This window comes from Mycobacterium mantenii (genome assembly GCF_010731775.1).
Lineage (GTDB): Bacteria > Actinomycetota > Actinomycetes > Mycobacteriales > Mycobacteriaceae > Mycobacterium > Mycobacterium mantenii.
Map to the genome: position 1 here is coordinate 2,007,916 of NZ_AP022590.1, position 14,930 is coordinate 2,022,845.

The following is a 14,930-nucleotide window of genomic DNA, read 5'->3' on the forward strand; positions in this document are numbered from 1 at the left end:
GTGCAATGGATCGCAGCCCACCGGGGCGAGCACTCACCGCGCGATGGTAGCAATCAGGATTCGTCGAGGGCGGCCAGCACGGCTTCGCCCACGCTCTTCAAGAAGGTGGCCGGCACGCTGTAGCCACACGTCACCATCCTCAGCCCGCCTTCGTAGGTGGTGATCCCGGTGACGTGCTCGCCCTCGGTCTGGCTTTGCACCACCGGCCCCCATACTGCCGTGGGCCGCAGCGACCCGGCGCCCTCGAGGTTCTGCACACCGAGGTTTGTCGCGAGCATGTCGAACGGGCACACCCGGCTGAAAAGTTCTTCGGCGTGGCCGACTTCCGCGTCGATGGTGATTGCTTGCTCGACGGCCAGCGACGCGGTGCGAATCCCGCGCGCCGATCTGGCGATGTCGAGGTGTGCGGTCGTCGCGCGGGCCTGCTCCCAGAATCGCGCACCGTCCCACGGTGACAACCCCGTCCAGGTCGACTGGATGTAGAGCCCGCAGTCGCCGCCCACTCCGACCAGCGCCCGAAAGTTGATCGGGTTCAGCACGCGCACAAAGTCGTCGCCTCGTTCCGTGGCGCGCACCCGGCACATCGCAACCACCATCGCCGCGTGCACGGTGGTGCGTTCGGCGCGGCATCGCTGCGCCAACCTCGCGGTGTCCGCTTCGGACATCACCAGGGTGTGCACATTCGTCAAAGCGCCGTCGAAGGGCCGGATGTCGCTTGGCGTAAGCATTCTCGGGTCGTCGGGCAGCTCTGCGGGATTCAACGGTTCGATTGCCTCGAGCGCGCCGGCGATCAGGTCCTCCTGTGCTTGTGGCACAGGCAAATTCGATAAGGTCTCGCCGTTGAGCGCGGCGATCACGTCGTTGAGTACGACGACCGAGCTGATTCCGTCGGCGATGGTGTGGTCGAAGGTGAGCAACAGCGCGCTGTGTGCGGGGCCCTGCAGCAACGTCGCGCGCATCAGCGGGGCACGCGAACGGTCGAACGGCCGGCTGAGCTCCTCGGCCGCGGCGGCGGGCCAAGCCACCTCCGGATCGCGGCGCACGGTCAGCTCGATGGGCGGCACGGTCGACGCGCGATAAAAGCCGAGGCGGGTTGCGGCGTGGTCCTCGACGTACACCGACAGCAAGGGATGACGCCGCTGGGCGGCGGCTAACGCGGTCCGCAACTTGTCGGCGGCCAGCACTTCGCCGAACTCCGCCACGATCGAGAAATGAGCCGGGTTGCGCTCGCTGTAGCGGTAGAAGAGCCGCTCCATGGCGCCGAGGGCACGGACGAACGTTGTGGGTTGGTCGTGGTTGTTGACGATCACCGAACCTCCAGAAGCCGGTAGAGCACTGCGACACAAGGCATATGGGCCTCGGGGCGATGTGGTTCATGCGAACGAGACGAATTCATCTGACGTTCGGCCAATCCGACGCTCGATGCCCATGCGATCAGTTTGCTGCGGCCCCGGTTGCGCCGGCTCCCGACGTTGAGTCACGTTTCCCACAGATTGCGACATGCCATGCGAAATGTCTCCGTGCGCAACGGGTCTTATGCAACCCGGGCGACCGACTATCGCACCATACTAAAAGGTCTGTTACGGTCGGGGCATGTCCGTGGTCGAAAGCCGCCCGCTGCACGGCGTCACCGACGAATTCGTTGCGCGGCTGGCCGATCGCGCCGAGGAAGCCGAACGGCTGCGACGGTTACCCGCGGCGACGATCAGCGATTTCAGGCAGACCGACCTGTTTCGGTTGCTGCTGCCGGCCCGGTTCGGCGGCATTCAAGCGTCGTTTCCCGAACTGCTGCAACCGATTCGACGGATGGCGCACGGCTGCGCATCGAGCGCCTGGACGCTGGGTTTCTACGCGCTGCACAACTGGATGCTGTCGCTGTTCGATCCGCGCGTTCAGGACGAGGTCTTCGCGTCGGGCCCTGTGCTGGCGCCGGCTCCCCTGGCCCCCACCGGCCGCGGTGTGCCGGCCGACGGCGGGGTGCGCCTGACCGGCCGGTGGGCGTGGGCGACGGGTGCGATGGATGCCGACTGGGTGATGCTCGGCGCGCTCATCGAACGTCAGGACCGGATCGATCCCGCGCTGGCCGTGCTGCCCGCCGAGCAGGTCGTGGTCGTCGACACCTGGCACACGGCCGGCATGCGCGCCACCGGTTCGCACGATCTCGTCGTCACCGACGTTTTCGTCCCGGACCATCGATTGGTTGCCGTGGCCGACATCTACGGCGGGACGGCACCGGGCGCGCGGGAGCACGGGGTTGCGACCTACCGGTGGCCGATGGTTCCGGCGCTGGCACTGACGGCGTCGATGCCCGTGCTCGGGACAGCGGAACGAGTGACCGAACTCTTCGCCGAACGGCTCGGCGGGCGCGTGCTGGCGTACAGCGGGGTGGCGCAAAAAGATCAGCCCGCCGCGCAGATCAGGCTGGGCGACGCCCGGGTGCGGCTGAGTTCACTGCGGGCGTTGGTCGATAAGACCGCCGACGACATCGAGGCGATCGTGGTAAGCGGCGAGCGGGTGAGCCGATCGGTGCGGGCCGACGCGCGACTGGCGGCCGCGCGCGTCGTGCACGAAAGCCGGTCGATCATCGCCGATCTGATGGAGGCGTCCGGCGCCAGCGCCCACTTCTTGTCCAGCCCCATGCAGCGCGCCAAGCGCGATGTGGACATCGCCGCGGGGCATGTCGTGTTCGATTACGACACGAGCCGAGAGTTAGCCGGGGCGTTGGCGATTGGCGCGAAGATCTCACCCATCGCCATGGTCTGAGCGGGCAGTGCCCGCCTCCTCGAGCATCAGGGCCAGGAATCGTTCGCGTTGTGCCACCGATTGGGCCTGCTCAGCCGAGCTGGTGAGGTGCAGCAGTCCGATGCCCGCGGCGAAAGTCAACTCGGCGCGCAACCTAGCGTCCTCGGAACTGAAACCGTAGTCGCTGTAGGCCTTTATCACGGTGCGCAGCAGCAGCCGGTCGGCGGCGCGGACGTTCTCGGCGGCCACCGGGTCCAGGCGGGCCCATTCGCGCATCGCCCGCTCCAGCATCCAGTACTGGGGGCTGACCAGGGTGCCCGTCAGGGCCGACAAGCGTTCCCGCGGTGGCAGCGCATCGAGCTCGGACAGCGCCTGGCGGTCGCGTTCGAGGAATTTGTTCCATGAGTCGATGAGTGCAGCCCGGTACTTTTCGATGTCCTCGAAGTGCCAGTAGAAGCTGCCGCGGGTGACACCTGCCTCCTGGCAGAGGCGTTCGACTTTGAGGGCGCGCACTCCCTCGTTGGCAAGAACGGTGTAGCCCACCTCGAGCCAGTCCTCGGCTGACAGCCGGGTCGACGGTTGCCCTCGCACCACAACATGGACGTTACGGGAAGCGTTCTCACCTCGTCGGCGGAATGGGAAGTCTCGCGGTGTCATCGAGGTCCACGTCGAGGGCGTTGAGCATCAGCGCCAGGCCGGCATAGCGACCGATGACCATCAACGCCTCGACGGTGGCCTCCGAACCGAGAGCCGTGTGCACCTGGTCGAAAAGCGTTGCCGCAACCCGACGTGTCGTGACCAGCTCGGTCGTCAGGCGCAGCAACGCCAGCTCGGTGGGATCGAATTGCCCTGCCTGCCAATCGGGCTCGGAGGTGATGGCGTCGATGCTGTCGGTGTCGACTCCGACCGTCTGTGCGACGTCTTTGTGTTGGCCGAGTTCGTACGCGCAGTCCATCAGATAGGCGGTGCGCAGCACGATCAGTTCGCGGAGCCGTCTCGGCAGCACCGGGCTGCTCAGGGCGGCGTCGCCGGCCACCATCCAGCCGGTGAATACCTTCTCGGCGTTGGCCAGTGCGCGGTAGACGTTGAGATTACCCCGCCGCGCGGTCAATTCGCGGGCGAGTTCGGTCATCTCTTCGGGCCGGCGATACGGGATTCGGGTCACTTCGCCAGTCCCTCGTCGGGGCTGGAGAAGCTCGGGGTGTCGATCTCGAGGTCGACGGCGTTGAGCACCAGCGCCAGGCCGTAGTAGCAGCTGACGATCATCAGCAACTCGGTGAGCGCCTCGTCGCCGAGCAGCGTGTGGGCCGTGGCGAAGGTGTCGTCGCCGAGCCGGCGGGTGGTGCACAACTCGGTGACGGTGTCGATGACGGTGCGCTCGTCGCCGCTGAAGCCGGCCGAGTCCAGGTCCCCCTTGTCCAGCAGGGCGTCGATCTGTTGATCGGTGAGCCCCGCGGTGCGGGCGAAGATCACGTGCTGGGCGAGTTCGTAGGGCGAGTCCTGCAGATGTCCCACCCGCAGGACGACCACCTCGCGCATCCGCGGGGTGAAGGTGGGGCTTTCGAAGAGCTGGCCGGCCATCTGGGCCCATCCGTCAAAGATGTTGGGGGCGTTGGCGGGCAGTCGCAGCACGTTGAGCGTGTCGGGTCGTGCGATGAACTGCTGGATCCGCTCGGGTTGCCGGTCGGTGCTGACCAGAGGCATACGCGTCATCGCCGACTCCTTTCTCCTCTTAAGGGACGCTAGAGCACGCCGGTCTCGGCGGTCCTGTGTGGTCTTGCCGGTCCCGCCTCTCCCGCTGGTCCCGCCGGTGGAGAGCGTTGCGCAAAGTGATAGCTCCGGTGCTAGCTGTTGCAAGGTCCGAGTCATCACCGGCAACCGTCGGCCAGCGGGGCGACCACTCCAATGCTTTCAATGGTCGCCGGGGCGCCGCCCCTGCTCGTCCTCGGTGAACTTCTGCCCAACACGCGGCGAACCTGGGGATCCGGCCAGGGCAGGCGTGTAGTGTCCCGGTTTGCTAGCCGACAAATTCCTGTTAACTCTTGGCTGCCTGCTGGAAGCCGAAGGATCAGGGGGTGCCGTGAGCACAGCCGAGGTGTCCGACGTGTCGGCAGGCATCGGCGATGACGAGGTCGTGGTGTCGTTCCACGACGAGTCCCTGTTGCTGGGCGGTGACCCCGCCGCCGTCGAGTCCTATCTGACGCGGTTGCGGGCGGTCGCCGGGCAGGGCATCCAGGTCGCCGGGATCGACAGAGCCTCGCTCGCGAACGCGGCAAGCGGGCTCGTCGGGCTGGCCGCCCTGCTGGCGGACTGCGGCAAGTACGTTCAGCTGCACCGCGACTGCCTGGACGCGTTGAAGGACGGCAATCTGGTTCCCGTCGGCGAGGGCATCTTTCGCATGACGACAGGCATTGATACCGGCCCGCTCCTCGCGCAACTTCAGTGGCAACCCGCAGTGCTCGGTGCAGAAGCCATGATGTCCGCGCAGTTGGTGGCGGTGCAGGTGGCGTTGAAGTCGGCCGTTGCCCAGGTGGAAGACGCCGTCCGCCGCGTGGAGGACAAAGTCGAGTCGGTGCTCGAAGTCACCCGGGCACAGCGGGCCGGCGACGTGCTGGGGAACAACGTGACGATTTCGCGCATGGTTGAGTCGTTGGAGAAGTACGGGTCGCTGCCCGATGCTGACTGGGATTCGGTGGCCGCCCTGGGTCCGGCGCTGAACGTCACCGTCGAGCAGCTACGCAATCATGTGAGCCGCATCCTGGCGTCCCTCGACCACAAGCTGCCCGTCCAGGCGCGCGCCGAGAAGCTACGAAATGCGATTACCGACAACCGATTTGGCGAAACCCTGAGTCTCTTGGTGGTCGCGGAACAAGCGCTCTACAAATGGCAGCGAGTGAGACTCGCACGCATCGAGTCCACGCAACCGGAGCAGCTGCTGCGGGCGATCGACGAAGCTCGCGAGCTCGTCGAGCACCATCGCCACGAAGATGTCCATATCTACCAGAACGCGAAGGAGATACTCGACCGGTTCGCGAAGACGTCGGCCATTGACGGCTTCCGATTCTGGGCGGTGCGGGAGCTGGCCAAACATCGATCGGCCCTCGGCGAGGAGCTCGACCACTTCGCGGAAGCCCGCCGCCACCAAGTCGAAGCCTGGGAAGACTTCAACATTCCGAGCTTTCTGGATGCCGCCGGCGCGGTCGTCGGCGTCGCCTGGACTTCCACCGCCCGCATACTTGCGGCCGCAGGCCAAGAACTCGCCCGGTTCGGTGCACGGCTGGGTAACTCGTCGGCGGATGAGCATCCCGAAGAACCACTGAGCCAATCAGTCTGACAAGTGACAACGTCCGATCTTGAGCGCTGCGGCAATGACGTAACCGTCTGTTAGTCATTGTGGAGGAAGCCACCGGGATCTCCGGCTAGCAGCCAACGTCCCTCTCCCCCGGCTGGACGTGTCGGATGGTTCAGAGGTCGCCCGTTCGCGTCAAGTTTCGAGGCACTCGCCAACACCACCTAAATACGAAGCTTTCTCGGCAAAACCCCTGCGCAGCCCCACCCCCTCAGCCGATACTGGCCGCGGCACATGGAACGAAGGGGGGTGCCGTGTCGCTCGTCGGCAGCAAGTTCGGCAAATACGAAATCAAACGGCTGCTCGGCGAGGGCGGCATGGGTGAGGTCTATGCGGCTTACGACGCCGCTAAGGGCCGGACCGTCGCGTTGAAGGTCCTCACCGATCGGTACGCCCACGATGAAGAGTTTCGTATGCGGTTCCTACGGGAGTGCCGGGTCGCGGCCACGCTCGAGGAACCACACGTCGTCCCGATCCACGACTGGGGCGAGATCGACGGCAACCTGTACATCGACATGCGACTGGTCAAGGGCGAGACGCTCCACGACCTTTTGCAGAAGGGCGCCCTCGAACCGCAACGCGCCGCGGACATCGTCGGGCAGGTCGCGTCGGCGCTAGACGCCGCCCACGCATTGGGGCTCATCCATCGCGACGTCAAGCCGCAGAACATCCTCATTACGCCGGATGATTTCGCCTATCTGCTGGACTTCGGGATCGCCGCGGCCGCTGGGGAGTCACAACTGACGAATGTGGGCTACCACATCGGCAGTTTCGAATACATGGCTCCGGAACGATTCGACGACGATGACGCCGCGCCTGCCGCAGACGTGTACTCGCTGGCATGTGTGCTCTACCAGATGCTTACGGGCGCCATACCGTTTCCAGTCCGCACTGCACAGCAAGCCGTCAAGGCGCACACGCTCACACCCCCTCCCCGGCCCAGCGACGTCAATACATTCGTTCCTCGGTCATTTGACGAAGTCATCGCACGCGGCATGGCGAAGCACCCCGACGACCGGTATGGCAGCGCCGGAGCATTGGGACGCGCCGCGAAGCGCGCCCTTTCGGAGCCGCACGCGGCACCTGCTCCCGCGCCTGCCCCCGCACCTGGGGCTGTACCTAGTACTGCGGATGCCGCGGCGACAACACGGTTCAACCTCTTGAACGAGCCTCCGCCCGTGCTCAGCAACGAGACCTTTGAGGCCCAAAACGCCCCTCCCCCGGTAACTCCCACCGTCGCGACTGAGGCACAGGACCGAAGCTCACGGCACCTGGCACTTGTGGCCGCAATCGCAATTGCAGTGGCGTTGCTAGTGGTGGGTGTGGGTGTGGGCGTCGGCCTCGTTGTCACTCGAAGTTCCAGCCCGCAGCCCTCGCCGCCCACGGAAGCTGCCCCACCCGGCGGCGCGACGAACTATCAGGAACCGTCGTCACCGGCGACACAGCAGTACCCGACGCAGCCCGCCCAGGTTCCCTCCACCGTGACACTTCAGGTGCCCACGACCGTCACCGCCGCACCGCCGTCGCCCGTGCCGCCCGCCACGCTGGACCCGGTAATGCAACTGCGCCAGATCGCCAATGACGACCGGTCATTCGTGTACAGCCAACTCGCCGACTGGTGGGTTCCCCAACTCAGCTCGAAGCGCCCCGGTGTCCACGACGACGGCATGGTCTGGGACAACGCTTCGACGCTGCAGGAACACCTGCAGCTCAGGCAGCGCTACCCCGATGTGAGACTGCTCTGGTCGGGCGACTGGTCAACGTTCTCGGCGCCGGACTTCTGGGTCACCATCGCCGGGATCAGGTTCCCCGACTCCGCGGGGGCGCTGGCGTGGTGCCGATACCAAGGATTCGACCGCGGCCACTGCGCCGCCAAGCTCGTCAGCACGACGCACCGCGAACCGGGGAGTACGGCATACAACTGATTCAATGGCTTGATAGGAGGAACCACGGGGGTGTGTTATGAGCAGCGGTGATGTTTCGAAATCTCTGGCGGGCACTAACAACGACCAGATCGTTGTTTCCTACCACGACGAGGGTCTTCTCGTCGGCGGCGATCCTGCCGCGGTCGAGTCCTATCTGACGCAGCTTCGGGCGGCCGCCGGGCGAGCCATACACGTCGCTGAGATCGATGCCACGACGATCGGAAATGTGACGGGGGTGGCCGCTGGGCTGGCGTCAATATTCCTTGACTCGGGTAGGTACGTCCAACTGCATCCCGGCAGCATCGAAGCGTTGAAGAACGGCCGTCGAGTTCCGGGAACCGACGGGTTCTTTCGCATGATGACACGGGGCGACGATGGTCAGTTCCTTGCGCAACTTCAGTGGCGACCGGCAGCACTGGGCCCAGAGGCGATGATGTCGGCACAAATGGTCGCCGTACAGCTGGCGTTGAAGTCGGCGATTGCTCAGGTGGAAGAGGCCGTTCGGCGGGTAGAGGGCAAAGTCGAGTCGGTCCTCGAACTCGCTAAAGCAAGCCGGGCCGGTGACGTTCTCGGCAATCACCTGACGATTTCACGGATGGTTGATTCCCTGGAACGGTATGGGTCACTGCCCGATGCGTATTGGGATTCTGTGGCCGGCCTTGGGCCAACGCTCAACGTCACCGTCGAGCAACTACGCGACCATGTCAGGCGCATTCTCGCGTCTTTTGAGCCACTCTTGCCTGTGCACGACCGGGCCGAGAGACTGCGAAATGCAATCAACGACAACCGGCTTGGTGAAACCCTGAGCCTCTTGGTAGTCGCCGAAGAATCACTGTACAAATGGCAGCGCCTCAATCTTGCCCGCATCGAATCAACACAACCAGAACAACTGCTACGAGCGATCGATGAGGCTCGTGAGCTTATCGCCCTTCAGCTTCGCGAAGACGCTGACATCTACCGAAACGCTAAGGAAGCGCTCGACCGGTTCGCTAAGCCAGAAGCTATTGAAGGCATTCGATTCAAATCGGTGCGGGTGTTGGTCAAGCAGCGCTCGGCGCTTGGCGAGGAGCTCGACCGCTTCGCGAAAGCCCGCCGCCACCAAGTCGAAGCCTGGGAGGACTTCAACATTCCGAAGTTCTTGGATGCTGCTAGCGCGGCCGTCGACGCCGCCAGGACTTCCACTGGCCGCATACTTCAGGCCGCAGGCCAAGGACTTGCCCAATTCGGTGCACGTCTTGCCGACTCGTCGACGGTGGACCACCCTGGAGAATCACTAAATCCAAAGAGCACCAATGAGTCTGTCGAATGACGATGCTCCAACTCGAGCACTGCAGTGGAGACGTGGAAGGAAGTGCTCTTCAACAAAGGTAGGCGAAGCGGGATTATGCGATGAGAAAGTTGCCTGCGCGGACGCTCGGGCGCTTAACGTTTGCCATACCTGCAGACAATCGACCATCCGTCGAGTGCGGCAGTAGGCGTTCACAAGTCGGGACGGAAGCCGTAGTCAGCCAGACGGCGCCTGGCAGTCGCCAGCTCGTCTTCGCTGAAGAGTGAGCGAAATTCCGGCTCTAATACGACGTTTTCGACAGTCAGGTCAAGGCGGTTCTTACCCCAAAGAGCAGTAAAGCCATCCGATACAGAGTGGCTGGCAAGAAGCCGGCGCGCGGTTTCGAGCCCGCCGTCCCGATGCAGCATCTCCAGGTAATAGGTCGCTGTATAGCCTGCTTCGCGCTTGGCCCGGACGTAGACGTCCAACATTGCTTTGTTGAAGTCACGAAGGAGATCTCCATCCGAGGTGAGTTGATCGACGTCAGTGGTTTCGACCGCTTCGTTCGGTAGCGCCTCGGATGAAGACGCCGTGGCCGACGAGTCTTCGACGTCATACCTGCCATCGCGTTTGTCGGCGCCATCCGCTATCGGCCGCCTGTCATCATCGCCCGTGTTCGAGTAAGACGTCGGACCAGGCCATACTTCGCAAATCGCATTCGCGATGTACTTAGAACGGGCAAAGATGTCTGCATCAGTCCATGATTCACCGTTTTTGATGACCTCTTTGTTCAGCACAAGCAGGCTGAATTCGTCCAACAGACTCCGCTTGCCCATGCCGGGCTTACCTCCCTCTTTAAGCCCCACCGCCTCGGAGTCAGTCCACGGGCGATTCGAAAGCGAGATGTTGAGAGACTTGGTGACCAGAGTGAGATTCCCGATCGTGTTCACGTTCTTGTCTCGCGCCGCCGCATCCTCCGGCGACATCGGGGGATCGGTGTTCCAATGCGTGCGCCAGCCACGGGGCATTACGTGCTCGATTTCCAACCCCGTCGGTAGCTGCACCGCTTCATACATCTGGCTCTTGCTGCGCAGGTGCTGCTCCACGGCGCCGAGCACCACGCGCAGGCGGCCTTGCCGAATATTGCCGTACAGCTTGGCCGTCGGTAGGAACGTGACCAGCTCCGCATCGCTTGGCCACACTCGTGTTTCCGCGGTCTGTTCGGAGAGATAGCGACGGATCTCGAGGCCGGCCTTCTCTGCGCTGACACGGTCGAGCGCCTTGAGGATCGCGACCATGAACTTATTGACATCCTTGGTGGTGGCGCGGAGCAAAGTACGACGGATAACCCAGCTTTCAATAGCTTCCAGTCCAACTCGGATCTGGGTTTTCGGTACGCCGTGGTTCTCCGACAGGAGCCACAAAAACACAGGTGTGACAGCGGCGAGCTCCATGGTCTCGACGACACGTGAGTAGAACCGGCCTTCGGTGGTGGTCTCGTCGAGCTGCGCGAAATTTCGATACGTCTCGGCATCGTTCCGCAGTTCACCCAGCAGGGCGTTGGCTGTGGTCACGGAGTCCATGTCCCGTGCCGCATACTCGGTGAACACGCGAAATGTGTGTTCACCCTTGACTTCATCCTGTGATCGCATAGTGAGCCAGTACTGCAGAAAGATGTCGACACGCGGCCGAACTTGACGGCCCTGCTTGATCTCTTCCCGCCACCAGACGTCATCGAAATCAGCCCAATAGATAACCGACCACTTTTCGACGTCGGCGCCAATGGCTTCACCTCTCCGGAAGACCCAATTTTTGATGAGGTCCGCTTTGAGTAGAGGGGTCCCGCGATCGTTCAGTGTCTCGAAGATGAGCTGCGCGTCATCATGTCCGGACAGATCTATTGCCACGAGGGTCAGGCGATCCTGCAACGTCGAGCCGAGCGCCTCCGCTCGCAGCTGCTCTGTACCAGGCGGAACCGCACCATCGTCATCGGGTTTTCCGATCAGCCAACGCTCTACTTCCTGTAGAAAAAAGGCGTGCGCCTCGAGGATTCGGTGCTCCCCATGCCAGCTACCTTCCGGATCCATCACGAAGGCAAAAGCCGACCGGTCCGCTTGCGACGGCCAGAGCTTGAACCGCTTACGTGTGCCGGCGAACGCCTTCGACTTATTGCGGATCAGGTCCTCCAGCGCCTCGGCGAGCAGCTCATATCCACGCTCCTCAATCGCTCGACGGGCTGCGTCGAGCAGTAATTGCAAGGTGGTCATTCGCTGCTGGCCGTCGATGACCTCATGGTGCGTCACATCACCGGCGACAGGTGGCTTCGTCTCGTAGACCACGGCACCCAGGAAATGCTGTGCGATCTTCGGTTCGATGCCTGCTTCCTTGGCGACGACATAGCTGTGGGCAACCCGAGCGACGTCGTCCCACAAAGGTGCCCATTGATCTTCCTCATTCCAGACGTAAGGGCGCTGGAAAGCCGGGATCTCGTAATGCTCCTTGCCTTCAAATAGCTCGCGTGGACTGCGCGGATGTGCTTCCATTCCTCCCCCTGGTCTAGCTCATGGCACTCAAGTCAGAGCCGGTCTCGCTCTCGTTGGATGCGTTGATTCTGAGGTTAGAGCAGGTCGCTGGCGAATGGCGCAAGTCTCATCACAAGATAGGCCGACGGTATCTGCGTTTCCGGCCGCAACCGATTGGCTATCCGACTTTGCGGAGGCTACCTACATGAGCTACTCGCAGTTACCCGACCTCGAATGTTGCGGTGGCGATGACGACTGCCTTCTTCACCGGCTCCGAATCATCCTGGAGAAAGCCACCGGGGTCTCTGGCCAGCTGTACCCCGGCGGGCAAATCTTCCCGTCGGGACGGGCTTTGGCGCCTGGGGCTGGTGTCAGGTTTCCAAGCCAGCAGTTCGTCACGGTGGAACGTGTCTGTATGTGGGTCGACAGCGGGGATGTGTGTCTGGCTATGTGGCCTGGCGAGCTACAACCCCAGTACAGGCGCGTGTACTCCGATCCGAAGGCTGTGGAAGCACTCATCGCGCTCACCCACGCTGCCGGCTGGGAAGTCCACCCCAATTTTCACCTCGCATATCGGTTTGCTAGCCCACAGCAGAGGTGGTACCCCCCGAGGTATCTGCCCGGCCCGGCATACCTGCGGCAATGGATCGACGATCTGCATGACGGACGAGCCGGCGGCCGAACCCGCGACCAGCTGGCAGACCCCAGCTTCCGCGAGTGGCTCGTGCAACGTGCTTACGCAGATGACGCCGACCTAGCGAGCCTCGACGTTTGGATAAACGAACAGTCGCCCAAACGCCAGTTCCACATCCGCCCGAGCGTCCAGATTCAGAGGACCTGGCCGATGGCTGAAGCGATCGGTCTAGATCGAGAGGGCGTGTTCATCGCTGAAGTGCGTGGAGTGATCAATCAAATCTTCGGCGCGTTAGGCGAGCAACGGCTACCCACATCCGAATCCCTATCGGATGCTCGTTAGAACTCAACATCCGCCAACCGGGGTGCGGCTGGCAGATTGTCGCGTTCTCCCTTGAGCATGGCCGATGTCAGCGATCTGGCCAATCCTGCTTTTGCGCACAGTCATCAAGTTCTAGTGAGCGGGGAACTCAACTACCGGGTCTGCTGCACGAATGGGTCAAGGTGTCACCAATCCGTGCAGCAGACCCGGCACAAGTTCCCCTCTACTGCCTGGGCCTCAACCTATCGCACGCGAAATCAATAACCGATCTGTCGACGGAACCCGCGCTACGGCCTCGCCGGCAACGCCTTCAACCACCCATCCGAAAGCAACTCCAACAACTGCCCATCCGGATCCCGAATCATCGCCATCGCCTCACCCACGGTCCCGTCGACCACCGCACCCCCGAACTCCGCCACCTGAGCCAACACACCGGGAAGATCCGATACCGAGAACGAGATGTGCGTCAGCCCGATCTGATCCATCACCCGCTCCGAGCCGGCGTGCACGTGCCGCTGCGAGTAGTCCATCAATTCGAGAACGAACCCATCCCGCACTAGATACGTCGCATGCACCCCGAGCGGCTCGGGCAGCCCCACCAGCTGGGAGGTTGGGCCGTCGGGTGGATCAAGCTCCCACCAGAACTGGAACCCCAGCAAGCCCTCGTAGAAGCGGCGGGACCGCTCGCGATCCGTGACGCATAACCCAACATGATTGAAAACCGTCCGATGGCTCGTCATGACAACCTTTCCGCAGCAAATCGAGCCTCCGCGGCCATGCCGAGCGACCTCGAAGCCGCTTCCGCCACGCAGCTCAAACGCGTAATAATGCAAAGATAACGCAATAAGCGACCGCCACCGCCAAATAAGCAGACCGCTTTGCTTGGAGGGCTTTTCGATGGCCACACGTCCGAACGTCAGCGCCGACGCGATCGTTGACTTCGACCATCATTCCGACGCGTTCAACCTCAACGAGCTGGCCGTCAACGCCGACTTGCGGCAGCGATGTCCGGTGGCGTGGAACGAGAACTACGGCGGGTTCTGGTTCCTCAGCAGCTACGACGCTGTGAGTCAAACCGCCCGCGACGGCGGCACTTTCGCCCACAAGTACGAGCCCAACGCCGCAGACGGCGTCGACTATCAGGGCGAGATGGGCGTCCCGCGCCCCGACGGCCAACCGGCCCTGGGCATCGGCGAGGTCGACGGCCCCTACCACCAAGCCCTACGGCACGCGCTGGCCCCGTTCTTCTCCCCCGGCGCCGTCGAGAAACTCAAGCCATTCATGGAGCAATCCACCCACTGGTTCCTCGACCGAAAAATGAACGACGGACAGATGGACCTGGTGCTCGACTACGCCAGCCCGGTCCCGGCCATCCTGACCATGAAGCTGATGGGCCTGCCCTACGACAACTGGCACCTGTACGCCAACCTCTTTCACTCCGTCATGGCCGTCTCCCAGGACAGCGACGAGTACGCCACCGCGATCGCCAAAGTGCCCGCCATGATGCAAGAAGTGATCGAGTTCGCGACGGCCCGACGCAGCAACCCGAAGGACGACCTGACCAGCTTCCTCCTGCAATTCGAATTCGACGGTCGGCGCCTCACCGACGAACAGCTGCTCAACATCCTGTGGAACCTCATCGGCGGCGGCGTCGACACCACCACCTCCCAGACCGCGCTGACCCTGCTGCATCTGGGCACGCACCCCGACATCCGGCAGCAGCTCATCGACCACCCCGAGCTGTACCGCACCGCCACCGACGAATTCCTGCGCTACTTCTCGGTCAACCAAACCCTCAGCCGCACAGTCACTCACGACATCGTCCTCGCCGGCCAGCACCTACGCAAAAACGACAAAGTCGTCATCAGCTGGCTGTCCGCCAACCACGACGAAAACGAGTTCGACCGGCCCGACGAGGTCATCCTCGACCGTGCACCCAACCGCCACGTCGCCTTCGGGCTGGGGCCGCACCGCTGCATCGGATCGCACCTGGCGCGGCTGATGTCCGGCGTGCTGGTCAAGGCCGTCCTCGACCGCATCCCCGACTACGAGGTCGACGTCGCCAACGTCCACCAATACCTGGGCAATCCGAGCATGACCGGGCTGGGTAAGCTCCCGGTCACCTTCACCCCCGCAGCCAGCCGGGTAACGTCACGGCCGTGGTGATCGC

12 protein-coding genes are annotated in these 14,930 nt (G+C 63.2%); 6 read left to right on the plus strand and 6 right to left on the minus strand.

Features of this window, described 5'->3' with window-relative positions; translation table 11 throughout:
• Positions 1–53 precede the first annotated feature (53 nt).
• Positions 54–1,310: a condensation domain-containing protein gene (locus G6N50_RS09015; protein ID WP_232068914.1), complete on the minus strand. Its 1,257-nt coding sequence runs from the start codon at positions 1,308–1,310 to the stop codon at positions 54–56.
• A 283-nt stretch (positions 1,311–1,593) separates the two neighbouring features.
• On the opposite strand from G6N50_RS09015, the gene G6N50_RS09020 reads away from it, so the two are divergent.
• Positions 1,594–2,763, plus strand: coding sequence for an acyl-CoA dehydrogenase family protein (locus tag G6N50_RS09020; protein ID WP_083099253.1), 1,170 nt, complete (start codon positions 1,594–1,596; stop codon positions 2,761–2,763).
• Here G6N50_RS09020 and G6N50_RS09025 read toward each other — a convergent pair.
• The 3 genes from G6N50_RS09025 to G6N50_RS09035 form a co-directional block, all read right to left on the minus strand.
• Positions 2,743–3,285 (minus strand): TetR/AcrR family transcriptional regulator, encoded by a 543-nt coding sequence (locus G6N50_RS09025; protein ID WP_083099293.1) that lies wholly within the window; start codon positions 3,283–3,285, stop codon positions 2,743–2,745. The two genes, G6N50_RS09020 and G6N50_RS09025, sit on opposite strands and share 21 nt — an antisense overlap.
• Before the next feature lie 76 nt (positions 3,286–3,361).
• Positions 3,362–3,907, minus strand: coding sequence for a carboxymuconolactone decarboxylase family protein (locus tag G6N50_RS09030; RefSeq protein ID WP_083099255.1), 546 nt, complete (start codon positions 3,905–3,907; stop codon positions 3,362–3,364).
• Complete coding sequence (locus G6N50_RS09035; protein WP_142275770.1) at positions 3,904–4,455, minus strand: carboxymuconolactone decarboxylase family protein; 552 nt, start codon at positions 4,453–4,455, stop codon at positions 3,904–3,906. The genes G6N50_RS09030 and G6N50_RS09035 overlap by 4 nt, the downstream gene beginning before the upstream one ends.
• 367 nt (positions 4,456–4,822) lie before the next feature.
• Between G6N50_RS09035 and G6N50_RS09040 the strand changes: the two genes are divergently transcribed.
• The 3 genes from G6N50_RS09040 to G6N50_RS09050 all read left to right on the plus strand — a co-directional run bounded on the left by G6N50_RS09040 (position 4,823) and on the right by G6N50_RS09050 (position 9,325).
• Entirely contained in the window at positions 4,823–6,076 is a 1,254-nt protein-coding gene (locus G6N50_RS09040; RefSeq protein ID WP_179970106.1) for a hypothetical protein, read from the plus strand.
• Between the two features lie 269 nt (positions 6,077–6,345).
• On the plus strand, positions 6,346–8,016 hold the full coding sequence (locus G6N50_RS09045) for a serine/threonine-protein kinase (RefSeq protein ID WP_232068915.1): 1,671 nt from the start codon (positions 6,346–6,348) through the stop codon (positions 8,014–8,016).
• Between the two features lie 37 nt (positions 8,017–8,053).
• Positions 8,054–9,325 carry a hypothetical protein gene (locus G6N50_RS09050; protein ID WP_083099261.1) on the plus strand — a complete coding sequence of 424 codons (1,272 nt, stop codon included), beginning with the start codon at positions 8,054–8,056 and terminating at the stop codon, positions 9,323–9,325.
• A gap of 170 nt (positions 9,326–9,495) precedes the next feature.
• Here G6N50_RS09050 and G6N50_RS09055 read toward each other — a convergent pair whose 3' ends face one another.
• Positions 9,496–11,826, minus strand: a complete 2,331-nt coding sequence (locus tag G6N50_RS09055; RefSeq protein WP_083099264.1) for a DUF262 domain-containing protein — start codon at positions 11,824–11,826, stop codon at positions 9,496–9,498.
• Between the two features lie 184 nt (positions 11,827–12,010).
• Between G6N50_RS09055 and G6N50_RS09060 the strand changes: the two genes are divergently transcribed.
• Positions 12,011–12,781: a hypothetical protein gene (locus G6N50_RS09060; protein ID WP_142275771.1), complete on the plus strand. Its 771-nt coding sequence runs from the start codon at positions 12,011–12,013 to the stop codon at positions 12,779–12,781.
• 266 nt (positions 12,782–13,047) lie between these two features.
• Here G6N50_RS09060 and G6N50_RS09065 read toward each other — a convergent pair whose 3' ends face one another.
• Positions 13,048–13,500, minus strand: coding sequence for a VOC family protein (locus G6N50_RS09065; protein WP_083099298.1), 453 nt, complete (start codon positions 13,498–13,500; stop codon positions 13,048–13,050).
• Positions 13,501–13,657: 157 nt separating this feature from the next.
• On the opposite strand from G6N50_RS09065, the gene G6N50_RS09070 reads away from it, so the two are divergent.
• On the plus strand, positions 13,658–14,926 hold the full coding sequence (locus G6N50_RS09070; RefSeq protein WP_083099269.1) for a cytochrome P450: 1,269 nt from the start codon (positions 13,658–13,660) through the stop codon (positions 14,924–14,926).
• Positions 14,927–14,930 lie beyond the last annotated feature (4 nt).

What these genes read in the sequence shown, in the direction of transcription:
- G6N50_RS09020 (WP_083099253.1), top strand. Translation starts at nt 1,594, where the DNA reads ATGTCCGTGGTCGAAAGCCGCCCGCTGCACGGCGTCACCGACGAATTC.
- G6N50_RS09035 (WP_142275770.1), bottom strand. Translation starts at nt 4,455, where the DNA reads ATGACGCGTATGCCTCTGGTCAGCACCGACCGGCAACCCGAGCGGATC.
- G6N50_RS09050 (WP_083099261.1), top strand. Translation starts at nt 8,054, where the DNA reads ATGAGCAGCGGTGATGTTTCGAAATCTCTGGCGGGCACTAACAACGAC.
- G6N50_RS09055 (WP_083099264.1), bottom strand. Translation starts at nt 11,826, where the DNA reads ATGGAAGCACATCCGCGCAGTCCACGCGAGCTATTTGAAGGCAAGGAG.
- G6N50_RS09060 (WP_142275771.1), top strand. Translation starts at nt 12,011, where the DNA reads ATGAGCTACTCGCAGTTACCCGACCTCGAATGTTGCGGTGGCGATGAC.
- G6N50_RS09065 (WP_083099298.1), bottom strand. Translation starts at nt 13,500, where the DNA reads ATGACGAGCCATCGGACGGTTTTCAATCATGTTGGGTTATGCGTCACG.
- G6N50_RS09070 (WP_083099269.1), top strand. Translation starts at nt 13,658, where the DNA reads ATGGCCACACGTCCGAACGTCAGCGCCGACGCGATCGTTGACTTCGAC.